The sequence below is a fragment of the Marivirga salinae genome (assembly GCF_030503855.1).
GTDB classification, from domain to species: domain Bacteria; phylum Bacteroidota; class Bacteroidia; order Cytophagales; family Cyclobacteriaceae; genus Marivirga; species Marivirga salinarum.
Genome location: NZ_CP129971.1, coordinates 1434841 through 1450720, shown reverse-complemented (window position 1 = coordinate 1450720; position 15880 = coordinate 1434841). Strand labels below are relative to the sequence as shown.

Annotated in this window: 17 protein-coding genes; 3 read left to right on the top strand and 14 right to left on the bottom strand. The window is 33.7% G+C overall.

Annotated elements, in window-relative coordinates; all coding sequences use genetic code 11:
* Nucleotides 1-35 precede the first annotated feature (35 nt).
* The 14 genes from QYS49_RS06210 to QYS49_RS06145 form a co-directional block, all read right to left on the bottom strand.
* On the bottom strand, nucleotides 36-1910 hold the full coding sequence (locus QYS49_RS06210) for a hypothetical protein (protein ID WP_308350851.1): 1875 nt from the start codon (nucleotides 1908-1910) through the stop codon (nucleotides 36-38).
* A gap of 74 nt (nucleotides 1911-1984) precedes the next feature.
* Nucleotides 1985-2893, bottom strand: a complete 909-nt coding sequence (locus tag QYS49_RS06205) for a S66 peptidase family protein (protein ID WP_308350850.1) — start codon at nucleotides 2891-2893, stop codon at nucleotides 1985-1987.
* A gap of 134 nt (nucleotides 2894-3027) precedes the next feature.
* The gene (locus tag QYS49_RS06200; RefSeq protein WP_308350849.1) at nucleotides 3028-3558 is read right to left on the bottom strand and encodes an OmpH/Skp family outer membrane protein; all 531 of its coding nucleotides are present in this window, start codon (nucleotides 3556-3558) and stop codon (nucleotides 3028-3030) included.
* A 10-nt stretch (nucleotides 3559-3568) separates the two neighbouring features.
* Nucleotides 3569-4111: an OmpH/Skp family outer membrane protein gene (locus QYS49_RS06195; protein ID WP_308350848.1), complete on the bottom strand. Its 543-nt coding sequence runs from the start codon at nucleotides 4109-4111 to the stop codon at nucleotides 3569-3571.
* 6 nt (nucleotides 4112-4117) lie between these two features.
* Nucleotides 4118-6745 carry a BamA/OMP85 family outer membrane protein gene (locus QYS49_RS06190; RefSeq protein ID WP_308350847.1) on the bottom strand — a complete coding sequence of 876 codons (2628 nt, stop codon included), beginning with the start codon at nucleotides 6743-6745 and terminating at the stop codon, nucleotides 4118-4120.
* A gap of 35 nt (nucleotides 6746-6780) precedes the next feature.
* Complete coding sequence (uppS, locus tag QYS49_RS06185) at nucleotides 6781-7509, bottom strand: undecaprenyl pyrophosphate synthase (RefSeq protein WP_308350846.1); 729 nt, start codon at nucleotides 7507-7509, stop codon at nucleotides 6781-6783.
* Nucleotides 7510-7587: 78 nt separating this feature from the next.
* Nucleotides 7588-8295 (bottom strand): type IX secretion system protein PorG, encoded by a 708-nt coding sequence (gene porG, locus QYS49_RS06180; protein ID WP_308350845.1) that lies wholly within the window; start codon nucleotides 8293-8295, stop codon nucleotides 7588-7590.
* A gap of 12 nt (nucleotides 8296-8307) precedes the next feature.
* Entirely contained in the window at nucleotides 8308-9537 is a 1230-nt protein-coding gene (locus QYS49_RS06175) for a hypothetical protein (protein WP_308350844.1), read from the bottom strand.
* A 61-nt stretch (nucleotides 9538-9598) separates the two neighbouring features.
* Nucleotides 9599-10486: an NAD kinase gene (locus QYS49_RS06170; RefSeq protein ID WP_308350843.1), complete on the bottom strand. Its 888-nt coding sequence runs from the start codon at nucleotides 10484-10486 to the stop codon at nucleotides 9599-9601.
* The gene (locus QYS49_RS06165; RefSeq protein ID WP_308350842.1) at nucleotides 10479-11141 is read right to left on the bottom strand and encodes a CBS domain-containing protein; all 663 of its coding nucleotides are present in this window, start codon (nucleotides 11139-11141) and stop codon (nucleotides 10479-10481) included. Before QYS49_RS06165 ends, QYS49_RS06170 begins: the two co-directional genes overlap by 8 nt.
* Nucleotides 11138-11905: an alpha/beta fold hydrolase gene (locus QYS49_RS06160; protein WP_308350841.1), complete on the bottom strand. Its 768-nt coding sequence runs from the start codon at nucleotides 11903-11905 to the stop codon at nucleotides 11138-11140. Before QYS49_RS06160 ends, QYS49_RS06165 begins: the two co-directional genes overlap by 4 nt.
* 116 nt (nucleotides 11906-12021) lie before the next feature.
* Nucleotides 12022-12612, bottom strand: a complete 591-nt coding sequence (locus QYS49_RS06155; RefSeq protein WP_308350840.1) for an anthranilate synthase component II — start codon at nucleotides 12610-12612, stop codon at nucleotides 12022-12024.
* A complete protein-coding gene (locus tag QYS49_RS06150) occupies nucleotides 12609-13142 on the bottom strand; it encodes a CvpA family protein (protein WP_308350839.1) in 534 nt (177 codons plus the stop codon). Before QYS49_RS06150 ends, QYS49_RS06155 begins: the two co-directional genes overlap by 4 nt.
* Nucleotides 13143-13595 (bottom strand): GatB/YqeY domain-containing protein, encoded by a 453-nt coding sequence (locus tag QYS49_RS06145; RefSeq protein ID WP_308350838.1) that lies wholly within the window; start codon nucleotides 13593-13595, stop codon nucleotides 13143-13145. It lies immediately after the preceding gene.
* Nucleotides 13596-13651: 56 nt separating this feature from the next.
* Here QYS49_RS06145 and QYS49_RS06140 point away from each other — a divergent pair, with 56 nt between their 5' ends.
* The 3 genes from QYS49_RS06140 to QYS49_RS06130 all read left to right on the top strand — a co-directional run bounded on the left by QYS49_RS06140 (nucleotide 13652) and on the right by QYS49_RS06130 (nucleotide 15869).
* Nucleotides 13652-14377 (top strand): pyridoxine 5'-phosphate synthase, encoded by a 726-nt coding sequence (locus QYS49_RS06140; protein ID WP_308350837.1) that lies wholly within the window; start codon nucleotides 13652-13654, stop codon nucleotides 14375-14377.
* 127 nt (nucleotides 14378-14504) lie between these two features.
* On the top strand, nucleotides 14505-15269 hold the full coding sequence (locus QYS49_RS06135) for an alpha/beta fold hydrolase (protein WP_308350836.1): 765 nt from the start codon (nucleotides 14505-14507) through the stop codon (nucleotides 15267-15269).
* Between the two features lie 147 nt (nucleotides 15270-15416).
* A complete protein-coding gene (locus tag QYS49_RS06130) occupies nucleotides 15417-15869 on the top strand; it encodes a YciI family protein (protein WP_308350835.1) in 453 nt (150 codons plus the stop codon).
* Nucleotides 15870-15880: the final 11 nt, after the last annotated feature.

The window sequence follows — 15880 nt, the reverse complement described above, 5'->3', positions numbered from 1 at the left end:
TAATTTTTGCTAAAAAAATCTCTTATCAAAGAAAATCAGAGCCTAAAACTACCTCCAATTGTGAATAAATAATTTTTGAATGGAGTATTTGAGATTTCATTAAAAGGAATATTGCTAGAGCGGATAAATTTCTTTTGGTTTATCAAATCTCCTTTTTCCTTAATTAGTACCCCTTCATTTTGAATGATGGATACTGGATGACTAAAACCTGTGAAGATTTTGATTTGTGGATTAATATCCAAACCAATCTGAACAAAAGGACTCAATGCGAATTCTCTGGTCGATGCAAAAATATCTATTTCACTACTATTGAATTTTTTATATCCAATCTTAAAGTCCGATGAACTATTTACTTTGGAAAGATGCGAATTATAATTGTTGTATTGCAGAGAAAAACCAGTTGTTAAATGAAATGGTCTTCCTCCAGGATTTAAATTTTTCTGATAATATACCCCCGAATTCACACTATTATATTTACTGTTACTAATTGAACTATGCATTTTCAAATCTACATACCAATTATTCCGGAAATTATAAGCTATACTATTCCCAAAAACAATGCTATAATCATTGGGCTGATTGTAATTGCCACTATATGTCAATTCATCAATAGTAATATCAACTTCTCTCGATTGGAAATTTATGAGTCGATAGCCAATATAAACTGAGGATGTGAATTTTCTAAAGATATCTAACTTCTTATCTAGTTTTGACTTCTTAAGATCAAAATTTACTGAATCATTAAATAAATATGGGCTTGATTTTTCAGGTATTAATATACTTTGCTGCTGCCAAAAACTACTATCCATTGAAGAAACAAAATCATAAGTAATGTCTCTATAAAAAAATCTGTTCTCATAAGGTATGCTGTTTTCAGTTGTGTTTTCGCAGGTTTGAGTAGCATATTCAGCTACAACATAAGCTTCCTTATTATCCTCATTTTTAAAAGCTGTTTCGTATGTTATTCTTCCTAAAATCCATTCCTTTTTACGTGGGACATACTCTACTGTAATATCATTTTTAATTCTTTCATTCTTTGAATTGAACAGGCTAAAAGGATCATCCTCTTCATTGAATTTTTTCACAAAGATTAATTTGGTGATTGCATATGTGGAATCCTGGATGTAAATTTTATTGTACCCTATGCCCTTATTTCTTCCAGTATAGCCCACTTCAAACAGTTTTTTTCCTTGATACATCAAGGTGTCAAGTATCTCAAATTCAAATTGATCCATTTTCTTTCGATCAAAAACTGAAATTCTCTTTTTTATGTAATCCATTCGATGAGGGAGATGCGGACCACTATAAAATTTTACAAACAGGCTGTCATTTAGTTGACTCTTTTTAAGCCTACCTTTTTCAATTAATACATGTCCGTTACTAGTATTCTCACTGTAAGATGTTTTCAATGTTTTCGTATAAGCTTCCAATTGATAATAAACTTGCTGATATGACGTATCAGCAAATGCAGATTCCCTATAAAAACCATAAAGAAACTGGTTGTCCGAAGGGTAATTCACTGAAATATTATCGATCGCCTTGCTAACGAGCTTTTTTGCTTGATCTACATACCGCACGGTTATCTGATCTAATGCTATAACTGCCTCCTTTAAGAAAACCGTTTTTTTATTAATCAATTGAGCCACTGGGACTTCTAAGGGCTGAAAGCCAACAGCTGAAAATAAGACTTTATTATCATTCTGTTTATCTGAAATTAGCAACTGCAATATACCTTCAGCATTGGCTACTCCACCAGTATTGGAACCCACAATTCTTGCATGTGCATAAGGGATTGCTTCCTTTGTACCGAAAGCCTGTATTTTAAGATCTATCTTTTGGCTAAATAAACTTTCTGAGCTAAGCAGTATTAATAAAAGACTAGAAATTAACAATGAAATAAATGGTTTCATTTAGGTTGATAGTTGGTTCGTAAAGTTCAGATAAAAACTGCTAAAAGTTTAAATTATTATAATGGCAAGTTATTTTATGTATTATCAATTAGATATTTCAAATAAGCTTCCTTTCCTTCCACTTCAAAACCTACCTCTGCCCCATGAACCAAAGGCACATTATCTTCCCCATGCCCAAATGGAAAATTAAAACCAATCGGAAAATCGTAATCTTTGCAATGGTCCAAAATAATTTCCTCTACTGATTGGCCATAAATTGATTTGTCCTCAGATAGATTGGTAAATAGGCCAACTACCAGGCCAGCCAAGCCTTTTAATTTACCCGCTCTCTTTAACTGTAACATCATGCGGTCAATATGATATAATGGTTCCGCTACTTCCTCTATAAAAAGAATTTTATTGGAATAATCTAACTCTGTTTGGGTCCCAATTTGATGAATCAATAAGGATAAGTTCCCCCCGATTAATTGGCCATTAGCTGATCCTGATTTATGAAAAGAACTTTCAGCTTTTAAAGCCTTGATATCTCCTGATAATGTATCAATCAAATGCTTCTGATACTCTGTTGATAGTTTTGGCAAGCCTTGCAAAACACTCGCATGTAAAGAATAATATCCATTTTGAAAAGCATTATGCAATAGTGCCGTGATATCACTAAAGCCAATTATCCATTTTGGATTTTTCTTAAATTGAGTCCAATCTAAGGAATCAATAATATGAGTAATTCCGAAACCTCCTCTGGCACAATAAATAGCTTTTGCCTCTTTATTGTCTAAAGCAAATTGTAAGTCGGAAAGCCTTTCTTGATGTTTGGCACCAAACTTAAAATGAGGATTAAAGGCATTAGGTGAAATTTCAACTTGAAAACCTGCATTTTTTAAAATAGCAGCTCCTTTTGTAACCACATCTTCATCCACCACTCCTGATGGGCTTATGACAAGAATCAAATCATTTTCACTAAGGAAAGAAGGGTTTTGTATCATAAATAAATTTTTATCAAGAAAACCTTTCCAAGGTTCAGAACTTTGGAAAGGTTAAAAAAAAAGCCCTGAATAAATTCAGGGCTAATTTCAACAAATTTCCGTTAAATAGAAATTTAATATGTTTTCCATGATGATTATTCGTCAGTTGCCGAAGCATCAGGAGCTTCAACACCCAATTTATTTAATACCAACTCTGAAATATCACCTGTATCTTCATCAGCAATATATAATAAAGCTTCTGCTCTTAAAACGTGTGTATAACCATTTTCAGCAGCTACCTTATCAATTGCTCCTTGAATTTTCTCATATAGCGGCTGATACAACTCCTGTTGCTTACGAGCTATAGACTGCTCAGCATCCTGTTGAAACTTTTGCAATGATTGCTGTAAACCTTGCAATTCTTGCTCTTTCTCGGCTCTAACTTGCTCAGTCATTGTAGGAGCGTTTTGCTGATATTCAGCTACTTGCGCTTGAAAATCCTGATATTTCTGTTGAATAGAGTTTGAAAATTGCTTTTCATAAGCTTCAACTTGAGATTGTACCTCTTTAGATTCTGGCATCAAGCTCAAAACATAATCAGCATTAGTAAATCCTATTTTTGTCTCTTGAGCACTTGCTGAATAAAATAAGCCCAAAGCTAAAATTAATATTAATCCCTTTTTCATCTGTCTAATTTTAATTTTTATTTAAATCGTTATCGTCAATCAATCCTAATTCTTCTAATACCAAATCAGTATAATCATGTACAGGGTCGGTATAAATCATTATAAGTTCACCTGCTTTATCAAATACAATTTGTAATCTTTCTTTTTTGGCTACCACTTCAACGGCATCAAAAACTTTATCCTGTACAGGCTTTACCAATTCCTTCTTTTTCAAAAAAAGTAAGCCGTCAAAACCAAAAACTTTATTTTGATATTCTTCAACTTCTTTCTCCTTCTTTTCAATTTTGGCTAAGCGTTCATTTTTCAACTCTTTAGTCAAAAGAACCTCCTCAGCTTTTAATTCTGCGTACATTGATTCAATCTCTTTACGCATACCTTTTATTTCATTTTGCCAAGCAGAAGTTAAAGCATCAATTTCTTGTTTCGCCTCATTATACTCAGGCATTTTACTCAAAATGAATTTTGAATCGACATACCCAAATTTTTGAGCGTTCGCCATTTGCGAGCTCAAGCCTAAAATTACAATTGTTATAAGGACATTAACAAATCTCATACCAATTTATCTTTGTTGATTACCAATTGTAAAGTGAATTTGTCCACCACTTGTATTATTTGTTCCTGGTGTATTGTCAAAACCATAGCCCCAATCAATACCAATAGTACCAAATGCAGGCATAAAAATTCTCGCACCTACACCAGCAGAACGTTTTAAATCATATGGATTATATTTATCAAAACCAGTCCAAGTATTACCAGCTTCTCCAAATCCTAGTATATATATAGTGGCAGAAGGATTTAAAGATATAGGATATCTCATCTCCATTACAAATTTATTATATATAGTTCCACCTGAAATCTGTCTTGTACTCACTTCGCCTTGTTCAAAACTTTGTACTAATTCAGTAGGGCGAAGAGAATTATCTTCATATCCTCTAAGTGCAATAATGTCGCTTCCTAAAATAAAGCCTTGTCCACCAGCTAATCCTGATCCACCAAGTATAAATCGTTCAAATGGCCCAACACCTACTTTATCACCATAGCTAGCAATTATACCAAAATTAGCTCTAGTATTAATAACTAAATCACCTACTACCTGATTAAAGAATGAAGCATCAAACATCCATTTATTAAATTCTAAGAAATTGATACTCTGTTCAAATGAAAGTTCACTATAATCTTTATTATTCAGTAAACTATATGGCGGAGTGAGAGAAACAGCTAAACTAATTTTTGAACCACTTCTTGGGAAAATAGGATTATCTATACTATTACGAGCAATAGTGGTTTTGAAATTGAAGTTATTAGCTTCACAATCTGAACAACCTATTTGCCGACCGAATCTTAAAGAGTTATTTAAAGTATATCTATTATATTCTAATGAATTAGCCAAAGTAAAATAATTATCAGGCCATTTCAATCTTCTAGCAAGACTGACAAATCCTCTGAAGATTTTAAAAGAACCTGCAATTCCTGATCTTGGATTTCTCCAGTCAGCAAATTCTCCTTGATTTGAATAACTACCACCAATTGTAAGTGCATTAGGTTTCTTACCTCCTAACCAAGGTTCAGTGAATGAAGCATTATAACTTTGATACTGACGGCCATTGGCTTGAAATTGCAATGAAAGTACCTGTCCATCTCCAACAGGAAGTGGATCCCAGTTTCCAAAATCAAGGAAGTTATTAATAGAAAAGTTGTTAAAAGTAACTCCTAAACTACCTACAAAGCCTATAAAACCACCCCAACCACCAGAAAGTTGGATTTGATCATTTGAAACTTCTTCTAGTTCCCAGTTGATATCAACTGTTCCATCATTCGGATTTGGCACTGGGGTTGGATTAACTGTTTCAGGGTTAAAATAACCCAATTGAGATAACTCTCTCTGAGTTCTTATCAATTTTTCACGACTAAATTTTTCTCCTGGAATGGTTCTTAATTCTCTTAAAACTACATGATCATTTGTTCTTGTATTACCAGAGATGGTAACCTTATTAATTGTGGCTTGCGCTCCTTCATAAACTCTCAATTCTAAATCAATAGAATCACTTTCCACATTTACTTCAACAGGGGTCACATTAAAGAATAAATATCCATTATCCATATACAATGAGCTAATATCATTGCCTGTAGGATCATAATTAAGCTTACGATTGATTTTCTCTAGATTATAAACATCCCCTTTATCAATATTTAATACAGAACTTAATACTTCATCATTGTAGGTGAAGTTACCTGTCCAATTAATATCTCTGAAATAATATTTCTTACCTTCATGAACACCAATTTCAATAGCTATATTACCACCTTCATTAAAAATACTGTCATAGGTGATTTCAGCATCACGATATCCTTTACTGTTATAGAAGTCGATAATCGCACTTTTATCCTCCTCATATTCAGATTTCACTAGTTTAGACGATTTAAAGAAGTTTACATTCACATGCTCTCCAAAATAATCTAAAGCTCGAGACAGCTCCACAGAATCTTGTTTAGCAAAGAATCTGAACCAATGTTTTGGTTTGGAATGAATAGCCCTACTCACAATATCTTCAAATAAAGTGAACCTTAATCGCTCTCTTGTATTTTTTAGTTGTCCTTTTATTCTTCTATCACCAAATGCTGAATTTCCAACAATATACAAATCTTCAATTTTAACTTTTTTCTTCTTATCGATCTTGAAAACAAGCTCTACACCATTTGACATTACTTCATCTGGTTTTTGTTCAGAACTCACTTCAATATTCAAAAATCCTTTACCTTTAAAATATTTAATAATATTTAGTTCAGCATTTTTAATGGATGCGTCAGTTAAAATTCTCCCTTTAACTAAACTCAATTCATCCGAAACTTCAGATTCTTTTGATTTTTTAATACCGTCAAAGCTAAACCTAGTGAGTCTTGGTCTTTCTGTCAATTCTAAGATCAGTTTTACCTTACCTTCAGAAACAATTTCATATTGCACTTCAATATCTGCAAACAGGCCTTGTTTCCACATTTTTTTAATGGCAAAAGAAATATCATCTCCAGGAATATCAATCCTATCTCCTACCCTGATTCCAGTTATCGCTATAACAGCTCCTTCATCAAGATATTCTAGGCCATTAGTCACCACTTCGGCAACTTCGTATTTTCTAGGTTTACTATAATCAAGTGATGGGTTGATTTGCGCCACCATTACCTGCGACATAAGCAGGAAATTTAATAACATTAATAAATTTCGTATCATTCACTTATTACTTTTCCGAATCTTCTTTCTCTTGTTTGGTAGTTGCGCAATGCATTTATTAAATGTTCTTTTCTGAAATCCGGCCAAAGGACTTCGGTAATATATATTTCAGTATAAGCCAATTGCCATAGCATAAAATTACTAATCCTGAATTCACCACTAGTCCTGATTAATAATTCTGGATCCGGTATATTAGCTGTAGATAAGAAGCTTTCAAATTTTGAATCCGTCAAATCTTTTTCTGACAAATCTCCATTTTGACAGGCTACCAATGCTTTTCTACAAGCTTGGGAAATATCCCATTTACCACTATAATTTAAAGCTAAAATTAAATTTAAACCTTTGTTTTGAGCCGTTTGCTCTTTTGCACTTTTTAATTCCTTATAACATTTACCGGGCAAATTCTCTATATCACCTATGGAAGACAACCTGACATCATTTTTCATCAGTGTTTTCATTTCACTTTTAATAGTAGAAACTAACAACTGCATTAATGCATCCACTTCATTTTTTGGTCGTCCCCAGTTTTCAGTTGAGAATGCATAAAGACTTAAATGAGAAATCCCCAATTCAGCACAACCTTCAACTGTATCACGAACCGCTTTAATAGCATTTTTATGACCAAAAACTCTAGCTGCACCCTGTTTCTTAGCCCATCTTCCATTACCGTCCATAATAACGGACACATGCTTTGGTAAATTGTTTTTATCCAAATTTTTTTCCATCTACAATCAGCTGCTCGAAATAAGAGCGCAAGGTACAAAAATCCTAGTTATTACTAAACCTATGAGAAAAATCAAGTATTATTTTTTTAAAGGAACGGGGCAGTCTACACCCCAAAATGTGTAGCTTAGAGTAAGGCCGGTAAAATAGTACCAGTCATTGTCATTCCAATCCCCATACTGGAAATCGGAATTTCTTTTATCAGTAACATCCTCCTGCGAAATATTATCTAAATAATCAAAAAATAACTTCCTGGCAGAAAATTCAAAATTAATAGTCCAAAGAGGGCTCACACTATATTTTATACCTCCCCCAAAAGGAATCATTAATTGTATATCACTATAGTTTGCATTTTTTTCAGCTCTGTTAATCAAAAAGAAACCAGCACCCACTGTTAAGTATGGTGTAAAATCCACTAAAGCTCTATCAGATCTAAAATCGAGGAATTCATAAACTGCTTGACCAGAAATTTCGGTCAAAAAATCTTGAAAGCCAGCATTTCTAACTTCAGCTTGTGGATCAATAGGGTTTTGATCACTTCCTTTTATACGACCTGCAGCAAAATTTAATTTACCACTCCAACCATCTTCGAAATTTCTCACATAAAATAAATTCCCTGCAATGGATTGATTATTAACAGAATAAGTGCGTATAAGATCTCCAGTATAATTAAAGCTGGCTATGCCCCCTCCAATTTCCTTGGATTGGGAAAAAACATCCAGTCCAAAGCTGAATAGCATTATAAAGAAAAAAGGAAAGCTCAAATGCTTCCCTTTTAGGAAAAACATTTTCATCATAATTTATCTAAACTTTGCTCCTCTAACGAGTCCACCGCCTAAAATGTATGTGACAGAGATATTTGTTACAATATAAATATCATTATCATTTTGATTTCCTCTATTATTCCTTCTGACATCATCATTCCCTACACCAGCCGCTTTGCCATAGCCCGCTGCTCGGTTCCATGTTAAGTCAGGATTTAAAACTGTGTTATATGTGTGAATTCTTTGACTATAAATAGCAGGTAAAATATTTTCATTAAAGGTTTGCCCATCAAATTGATTTGATTTGTCTGACATCGCCATAGCCAATGCCGCATTTGGATCTGATGGATCCCCAAAACCTGATAAATCCACATACTCACCACTTACATCATCAAGATAATCTGTGAATGTATGTCGATAGCCAAAATCTAAAGCAATATCCAGATTATTAGTCAATTTATATCTAGCTCCAATTCCTACCGGCAAAACAATTTGTATCCTACTGTATGGTTGGGGTAAATCTTTCTCATAAAGATCATTATACTGTGCTCTCGTTTCAGCATCAAAAAACTGTCCCTCCGTCCCTAAATCACGAAGACTCACCCACTCTCCTGCTTGTTCTAATTCATAATATCTTGGAGAATTTCCACCAAGAAAATCTATTGGGTTATCCGCCATGAAAGCATCCGTACTAAAATAATCGGGTACTTGTCCCTTCGGATTATGATAAATAACTCCTACACCAAAAAAAGCATATACATTTACTGGTGGTCTTGATGAAAATCTTCCCCCATGTTTAATCAAATCTAATTGACCCTGAAATGAAAGTTCATAGATATCATTTCTGAAATCTAAATTTCTTAAATATCGATTAGCATTTTCTGCATTAAAATTATCAACTCCCACAGTTTCAATATCAGAAGCTTTCAGTCTTCCCCACATAAAATTCACTTTCCAGCTGTATCTTTCTCCAAATTTTTGTTTCAAAAACAAATTTATTCCTGGACGAGTAAATGAAATATCAGTACTTAAAGAGGTAGGTCTTGGAGCAATTTCGCCAAAATAGTTCAAGGCATTTATACCTCCACCTACAGCGTAGTATGAAATTTCAGGATTGAAAAGTCTTTTGGAACCTGAAAAGGAACCTATTTTTCTACTGCTTTTTCTTCTTTTATTTTTTCCCCCGAAAAGTTGGGCGTCAGCATAATCGGGCAATATCATCATTGCCGACATAATTATAGAAAAGGTAAGTATTAGTTTTTTCATATATACTTCGGTTCTTTACTTAAAGAGCAAAAATAACACAAATAATTTAAATATATGGTAATCAATTCCTTAAATCTAATCCCCAATTTAATTTTTGCCTAAGTGTATCAAAATAGTTCAACTGATCAAACGTAATCAATTTGGCTTTAAAATCCCCTTTTCTAACAGACATTTTGATAGAGGAATCGACAGAATGGGATTTTGAATCGAGGGATACAAGGAATTTGTTGCTGCGCCCCTCAATTTTGAATGAAATTATACTTTGATCTGAGACGATTAATGGTCTGACATTCAAGTTATGAGCACTCACTGGAGTGATTACAAAATTATTGGAATGTGGCAAAATTATAGGCCCTCCACAACTCAATGAATAACCTGTAGAACCTGTTGGGGTAGCTACGATTAATCCATCGGCCCAATAAGAATTTAAGTATTCACCATCCACATAAGTATGAACTGTAATCATGGATGAAGAATCAGTTTTTAGAATAGCCAATTCATTCAAAGCAAAGGGCTTTTCCCCAAAAACTTTTGAATCAGCTTCTAAATAAATTAATGCCCTACTATCGATTTTATAATTTTTATTTAATAAATCTGAAAGTGCTTTATCTATTTTATCTTTTGAGGTGGTAGCTAAAAATCCTAACCGACCTGTATTAATCCCTAATATTGGAGTTTCCAGTGCTCCTATATAATTCACCGCTTCAAGCAAAGTTCCATCACCCCCCAAACTAATGAGGTAGTCAACATTATCTTCAGCACCTAACTTTTTAAATACTTCAAAATTAGCGTACTCAGGAAAAGATTCTGTGAATTTTTTGGCAAATAATTGAGAAACAATCAGCTCTACATTAGCTTCATTTAGAAAATCTACTACTTTTTTTATATGTGGCTTGACCTCATCGTTAAATACTTTACCATGAAGTGCAATTTTAACTGAATTAGGCATCTAAATATCTCATTAGCATATCCAATCTTTCTTTTTCGTTAGATACTGATTTTACTTCTTGATATTTGGCTACCACTTTATACCCAAAGCGCTCTAAGGTGGCAATGATATGTGTTAAATCTACTTTGTTGATTTTCAAGGTCAACCGAAATTTAGTGGGCTCATTTTTATCAATATTTAAGCTTGAACCCATTATTTGCCCTTCATTTGATTCTATTAAGCGACTTATTTCGCTCAAAGAATAATCCACTTGATTTAAAGACAATACAATTACGCCTCCCTCACTCTGAATAGATGCAGACTGTGAAAAAATTGATAAGGCATCGGATAGCACTACTACACCTAAGTATTCATCCTCTGCATTAAGCACTACCACACACTCAAAATCAAAATCTGTAGCTTTTTTAACTGCTTCGTAAGCGTGTTGATAATCATAAACAAAACAATTTTCCCCTTTTAAAATGAAGTCACCAGCCTTGGCATCAACATTATTTTGATCAATTATCATCTCTTCCGTTAAAAAACCTTTGAATTTTTTATCTTGAATAACGGGAAGTGCATGAAGCCTGAGCTCCTCCATCCAAACTAATGCTTTAGCGGCATCATCAGTCACCTTAAGAGGTGGAATCATATCGTTTATTAAATCTATTGTCATGCAGTTGTTACAAGTTCAGTATTTTTTAACCAATCATCCAAATAATTGTTAAAAATCTCTGGATGCTCCATCATAGGTGCATGACAACATTTATCAACAAATTTCAAAGTCGTATTTGGTATTAATTTATCGAATTCATGTGCCACCATTGGTGGAGTAATGGTATCATTTAAGCCCCAAACTAATAAAGTTGGTGCTGTAATCTTTTTTATTTCTTCTCGCATATTATGCCTTTGAGCCGATTTTGCAATGGCTACAATTCGCATACACTTTGGAATACTCTTGGTGGTTTCAAAAACCTCATCCACTAATTCTTTTGTAGCTGTTTTAGGATCATAAAAAGTGTAAGCCACTCGCTCTTGGATGTAGTCATAACTTCCTCTTTTCGGAAAAGAGCCTCCCATTGTATTCTCAAAAAGCCCAGAACTACCTGTAAGCACTAATCGGCTTACTTGCTCCGGATGTCTTAAAGTATAAATTAAGGCCACATGACCTCCTAATGAATTACCAATTAAAGTCATTTTCTCCAAGCCTTGTTGCTCCACAAATCCTTCAACAAAATCTGTTAATGCACCAAGCCCTGCTTGTTTAATTGGCATATCATAAATAGGTAATAAAGGGATTAAAACACGATATTCTTGGGAAAACTTATTGACAACTGCTTCCCAATTGCTCAATGCTCCAAATAATCCATGTAAAAGAACTAATGGTTCACCCGATCCTTCGTCTATATAACTATATTCTCCTTGTTTATGTATCTTCATAATTCAATTTAATTCACTTAAAATAACTCATCTTCCTTTATGTAACTCTCACATTTCATTAAACGCTAGAAGATTTAATAGGGTTAAATATATCAATTTCCTTTAAACTACTACAATTAATTCACTATTGCTTCTTTTTTTTGACTTACTATGGCATTCCAATTTGATAGAATTTTCAACCCATATTCAGTTAGTGCTGCTTCAGGATGGTATTGTATCCCATATAACTGAAGAAATTGATGTTTAAAAATCATATTCTCTCCTTCTTTAGTATTAGCTAAAGGCAAAAGCATTGTTTTCTCAAGATTGGCAACCACCAAAGAATGATATCTGACAACCTGGAAATCATAATTCATGCCTTCAAATAATTCATCATCCGCTAATTGATGAATAGTTGAAATTTTTCCATGCATGGGTTTTATGGCTTTTCCCACCTTAGCGCCATAGTACTTTGCAATTGCCTGATGTCCCAAGCAAATCCCAAGAATCGGCATCTTATTTTCAAAAGCACTAATGAAATCCATTAAAAATCCAGCCTCTTCAGGTTTTCCTGGCCCTGGGGATAAAACCAAGGCAGAATATTTACTTATATCCAACTTATCTGGAGAAACATCATTACGGATAACTTCGCACTCCTCACCCAGCTGATTGAAATAATCAACCAAATTATAGGTAAATGAATCAAAATTATCCAATAATAAAATCATGATTGATCAAATAAAAATTGAGATTTCAGTTGATCAAAAACATCCTGAATAAAGGGCATATAAGCAGAAATTAAATCTACCATAAAAGGTGCTATAGATGCCACTATTGGATAAATATAAGTTCCTTCAGCCATATCTGCTGAAACACTAATCTCAATTGATTCGCCCAACCAAAGTACTAAGCTAACACCAAATGCCCATTTCAATAAACCTATTACAGCTCCTGCAAAATTATCTAAGCCTCCCAAAAGCGTCATATCCAAAATCTTTTTGACAATCTTCCCTATCAGGTTTACAATTAGCAAAATTGCTATAAACAGTAAAATAAAGGAGATGATAGGCAAGGCTTGCTCCCAATTTTCGAAATAGGGCTGCAATACTTCCATACCAAAATCCAACAGTTTAAAAGCACCAACTATAGCCAAAATTAGAGCTACTAATGAAACTATTTCCAATAACAACCCTTTTTTAAAGCCTAAATAAGCTCCAAAAAACAATGGTATCAATAAAATGATATCAAGGGTTTTCATTTAAGAAGCCAGAATTTGCTTTACTAATTGAGAAATCATCTTTCCATCAGCCTTGCCTGCTAGTTCTTTTGTGGCAACTCCCATCACTTTACCCATATCTTGAGGGCCAGTAGCACCTATTTTAGAAATAATATCCTCTAATTTTGACCTCAATTCCTGTTCAGACATTTGCTTTGGTAAATATCTTTCGATTACATCTAATTCAAATAATTCTGCTTTAGCTAATTCTTCTCTGCCATTGCTCTTATAGGTATCTGCAGATTCTCTTCTCTGCTTAGCAGCCTTCATCAATAATTTCATTTCAGCATCTTCAGTAAGATTCTCTTCAGCTCCCTTTTCTGATTCAGCCAATAAAATCATTGATTTAATAGAACGCAATGCTTGAAGCTCTTCTTTGTTCTTAGCTTTCATTGCATTTTTAATATCCGTATCAATTTGTTGTTTTAAGCTCATAGTAAATTTTTAAAATCATTAACTTGCCGACAAAGTTATCATATAAAAATAAAATTATGACAAGCTTAAGCGTCAATATCAATAAGATTGCCACTTTGCGTAATGCAAGAGGCGGTGAAAACCCTAATGTAGTCAATGTTGCCAAGGATTGCGAACGTTTTGGCGCACAAGGAATTACTATCCATCCCCGCCCTGATGAACGACATATTACCACAAAAGATGTTTACGATTTAGCGCCAATTGTGACTACTGAATTTAACATTGAAGGTTATCCTGATGAGCGATTTTTAGAATTAGTTAAAAAAAATAAACCCGCTCAGGCTACTTTGGTTCCTGATCCTCCAGGTGTTTTAACTTCCAATGCGGGTTGGGATACCATCAAACATCAGGACTTTTTGAAAGATGTGATTTCACAATTAAAAGGTATGGGAGTAAGAACTTCTATTTTTATTGGTACAGATCTTAATCTTATTGAATCGGCTGCTAAAATAGGCACAGATAGAATTGAACTTTATACAGAACCTTATGCCGCAAATTACGCTAAGGATAGAGAAAAAGCAGTAGAACCTTTTGTTTTAGCAGCGAAAAAAGCTCAAGAAGTAGGCTTAGGAATTAATGCTGGGCATGATTTGAGCCTAGAAAACTTGAAATATTTGAAAGAGCAAATTCCTTTTTTGGATGAAGTTAGCATTGGGCATGCTTTAATTTGTGATGCGCTTTATTTTGGGTTAGAGAATACGATTCAATTGTATTTAAGAGAACTCAGAGAAGAAGGAAGTTAGAAGTTGGGTGAAGGATGATGGATGTTGGGCATTGAATGATATAATAAAATTTGAAATTATAGAAATTGTATTGATACTAGGTTCTCAAATCTTGGTTCTAGTATCTAGATTCTAAAAATCTTAAATTATGAAGTTAAATTATAAAGAATTAGGTGAAGGCGGACAGCCATTGATTATTTTACATGGGCTTTTTGGTTCTTCGGATAATTGGATGACAATTGGACGAAAATTATCGGAGAAATTCCATGTTTATTTGGTAGATCAGCGAAATCATGGTGATTCACCGCATGATGATGTGCACAATTATGAGGTGATGGCGGAAGATTTGGAAGAGTTTATTAACTCCAATAATATAGAGAATCCTCATATAATTGGTCATTCAATGGGTGGAAAAACAGCTATGTATTTTGCAGTTCAGCATCCTGATTTATACGATAAATTAGTAGTGGTTGATATTGCGCCAAAAGCATACCCTGTTCATCATGATTCTATTTTGGAAGGGTTATGTAGTCTTAAATTAGATGAACTTGAATCAAGAGGTGATGCGGATAAAAAATTGTCAGAATATGTACCTGAAAAAGGTGTAAGACAGTTTTTGCTAAAAAACTTAACTCGAAATGATAAAAAAGAATTCAAATGGAAAATCAATTTACCTATTCTTGAGAAAAACATTGAAGTAGTAGGTAAAGGATTGGAGAAAAAATTGACTACAGAAAAGGATACATTATTTATTGGAGGTAAAAACTCTAACTATATCAAATCTGAAGATCATATTGCTATCAATAATTTCTTCCCTAATGCTAAAATTGAAATGGTAGAAGGAGCAGGACATTGGATTCATGCAGAAAAACCTGAAGAATTTTTAAGTTTAATAGAAGACTTTTTGAGATGAAAATCACATTTTAAATTTAATAACCATGAAATGAGCATAAATCTAGAGTCCCTAATATACCAACTGAGGGATGAATAGATTTGATGCGAATTCCATCCCGATATATACGGGACAAGTTGTGGCCGTTGAAAAAAAAACACTTTACACATGAAAAATCTACTCTTGCTTTGCCTTTTCTTAGTCTCCCCATTTTTGGTACTCTCCCAAAATTCAAATTATGATAAGAATTTAGCTGATTCATTAGGTGCTGATGATTATGGCATGAAATCTTATACTTTAGTGATACTTAAAACTGGCGGAGGAAACATAGAGGATAAAGCGAGAGTTGATAGTTTGTTCAGAGGACATATGGAAAATATTGGAAGACTAGCTGAAGCAGGTGAATTAATTGTGGCTGGCCCATTGGGAAAAAATAGTAATGATTACCGAGGGATTTATATTTTTGATGATCCTGATAAAGGTAAAGTAGCGGAACTTTTACAAACTGATCCTGCTATAAAAGCAGACTTATTGGCTTATAATATTTATAATTGGTATGGATCTGCTGCACTTCCTGTCTATTTAGAAACTCATTCTAAAATTGAAAAAATCAAACCATAGGTAGTCAAACT

What these genes read in the sequence shown, in the direction of transcription:
- QYS49_RS06150 (WP_308350839.1), bottom strand. Translation starts at nt 13,142, where the DNA reads ATGAAAACCCTTGATATCATTTTATTGATACCATTGTTTTTTGGAGCT.
- QYS49_RS06205 (WP_308350850.1), bottom strand. Translation starts at nt 2,893, where the DNA reads ATGATACAAAACCCTTCTTTCCTTAGTGAAAATGATTTGATTCTTGTC.
- QYS49_RS06170 (WP_308350843.1), bottom strand. Translation starts at nt 10,486, where the DNA reads ATGCCTAATTCAGTTAAAATTGCACTTCATGGTAAAGTATTTAACGAT.
- uppS (WP_308350846.1), bottom strand. Translation starts at nt 7,509, where the DNA reads ATGGAAAAAAATTTGGATAAAAACAATTTACCAAAGCATGTGTCCGTT.
- porG (WP_308350845.1), bottom strand. Translation starts at nt 8,295, where the DNA reads ATGTTTTTCCTAAAAGGGAAGCATTTGAGCTTTCCTTTTTTCTTTATA.
- QYS49_RS06160 (WP_308350841.1), bottom strand. Translation starts at nt 11,905, where the DNA reads ATGAAGATACATAAACAAGGAGAATATAGTTATATAGACGAAGGATCG.
- QYS49_RS06140 (WP_308350837.1), top strand. Translation starts at nt 13,652, where the DNA reads ATGACAAGCTTAAGCGTCAATATCAATAAGATTGCCACTTTGCGTAAT.
- QYS49_RS06130 (WP_308350835.1), top strand. Translation starts at nt 15,417, where the DNA reads ATGAAAAATCTACTCTTGCTTTGCCTTTTCTTAGTCTCCCCATTTTTG.
- QYS49_RS06145 (WP_308350838.1), bottom strand. Translation starts at nt 13,595, where the DNA reads ATGAGCTTAAAACAACAAATTGATACGGATATTAAAAATGCAATGAAA.
- QYS49_RS06135 (WP_308350836.1), top strand. Translation starts at nt 14,505, where the DNA reads ATGAAGTTAAATTATAAAGAATTAGGTGAAGGCGGACAGCCATTGATT.
- QYS49_RS06155 (WP_308350840.1), bottom strand. Translation starts at nt 12,612, where the DNA reads ATGATTTTATTATTGGATAATTTTGATTCATTTACCTATAATTTGGTT.
- QYS49_RS06210 (WP_308350851.1), bottom strand. Translation starts at nt 1,910, where the DNA reads ATGAAACCATTTATTTCATTGTTAATTTCTAGTCTTTTATTAATACTG.
- QYS49_RS06190 (WP_308350847.1), bottom strand. Translation starts at nt 6,745, where the DNA reads ATGTCGCAGGTAATGGTGGCGCAAATCAACCCATCACTTGATTATAGT.
- QYS49_RS06165 (WP_308350842.1), bottom strand. Translation starts at nt 11,141, where the DNA reads ATGACAATAGATTTAATAAACGATATGATTCCACCTCTTAAGGTGACT.
- QYS49_RS06200 (WP_308350849.1), bottom strand. Translation starts at nt 3,558, where the DNA reads ATGAAAAAGGGATTAATATTAATTTTAGCTTTGGGCTTATTTTATTCA.
- QYS49_RS06175 (WP_308350844.1), bottom strand. Translation starts at nt 9,537, where the DNA reads ATGAAAAAACTAATACTTACCTTTTCTATAATTATGTCGGCAATGATG.
- QYS49_RS06195 (WP_308350848.1), bottom strand. Translation starts at nt 4,111, where the DNA reads ATGAGATTTGTTAATGTCCTTATAACAATTGTAATTTTAGGCTTGAGC.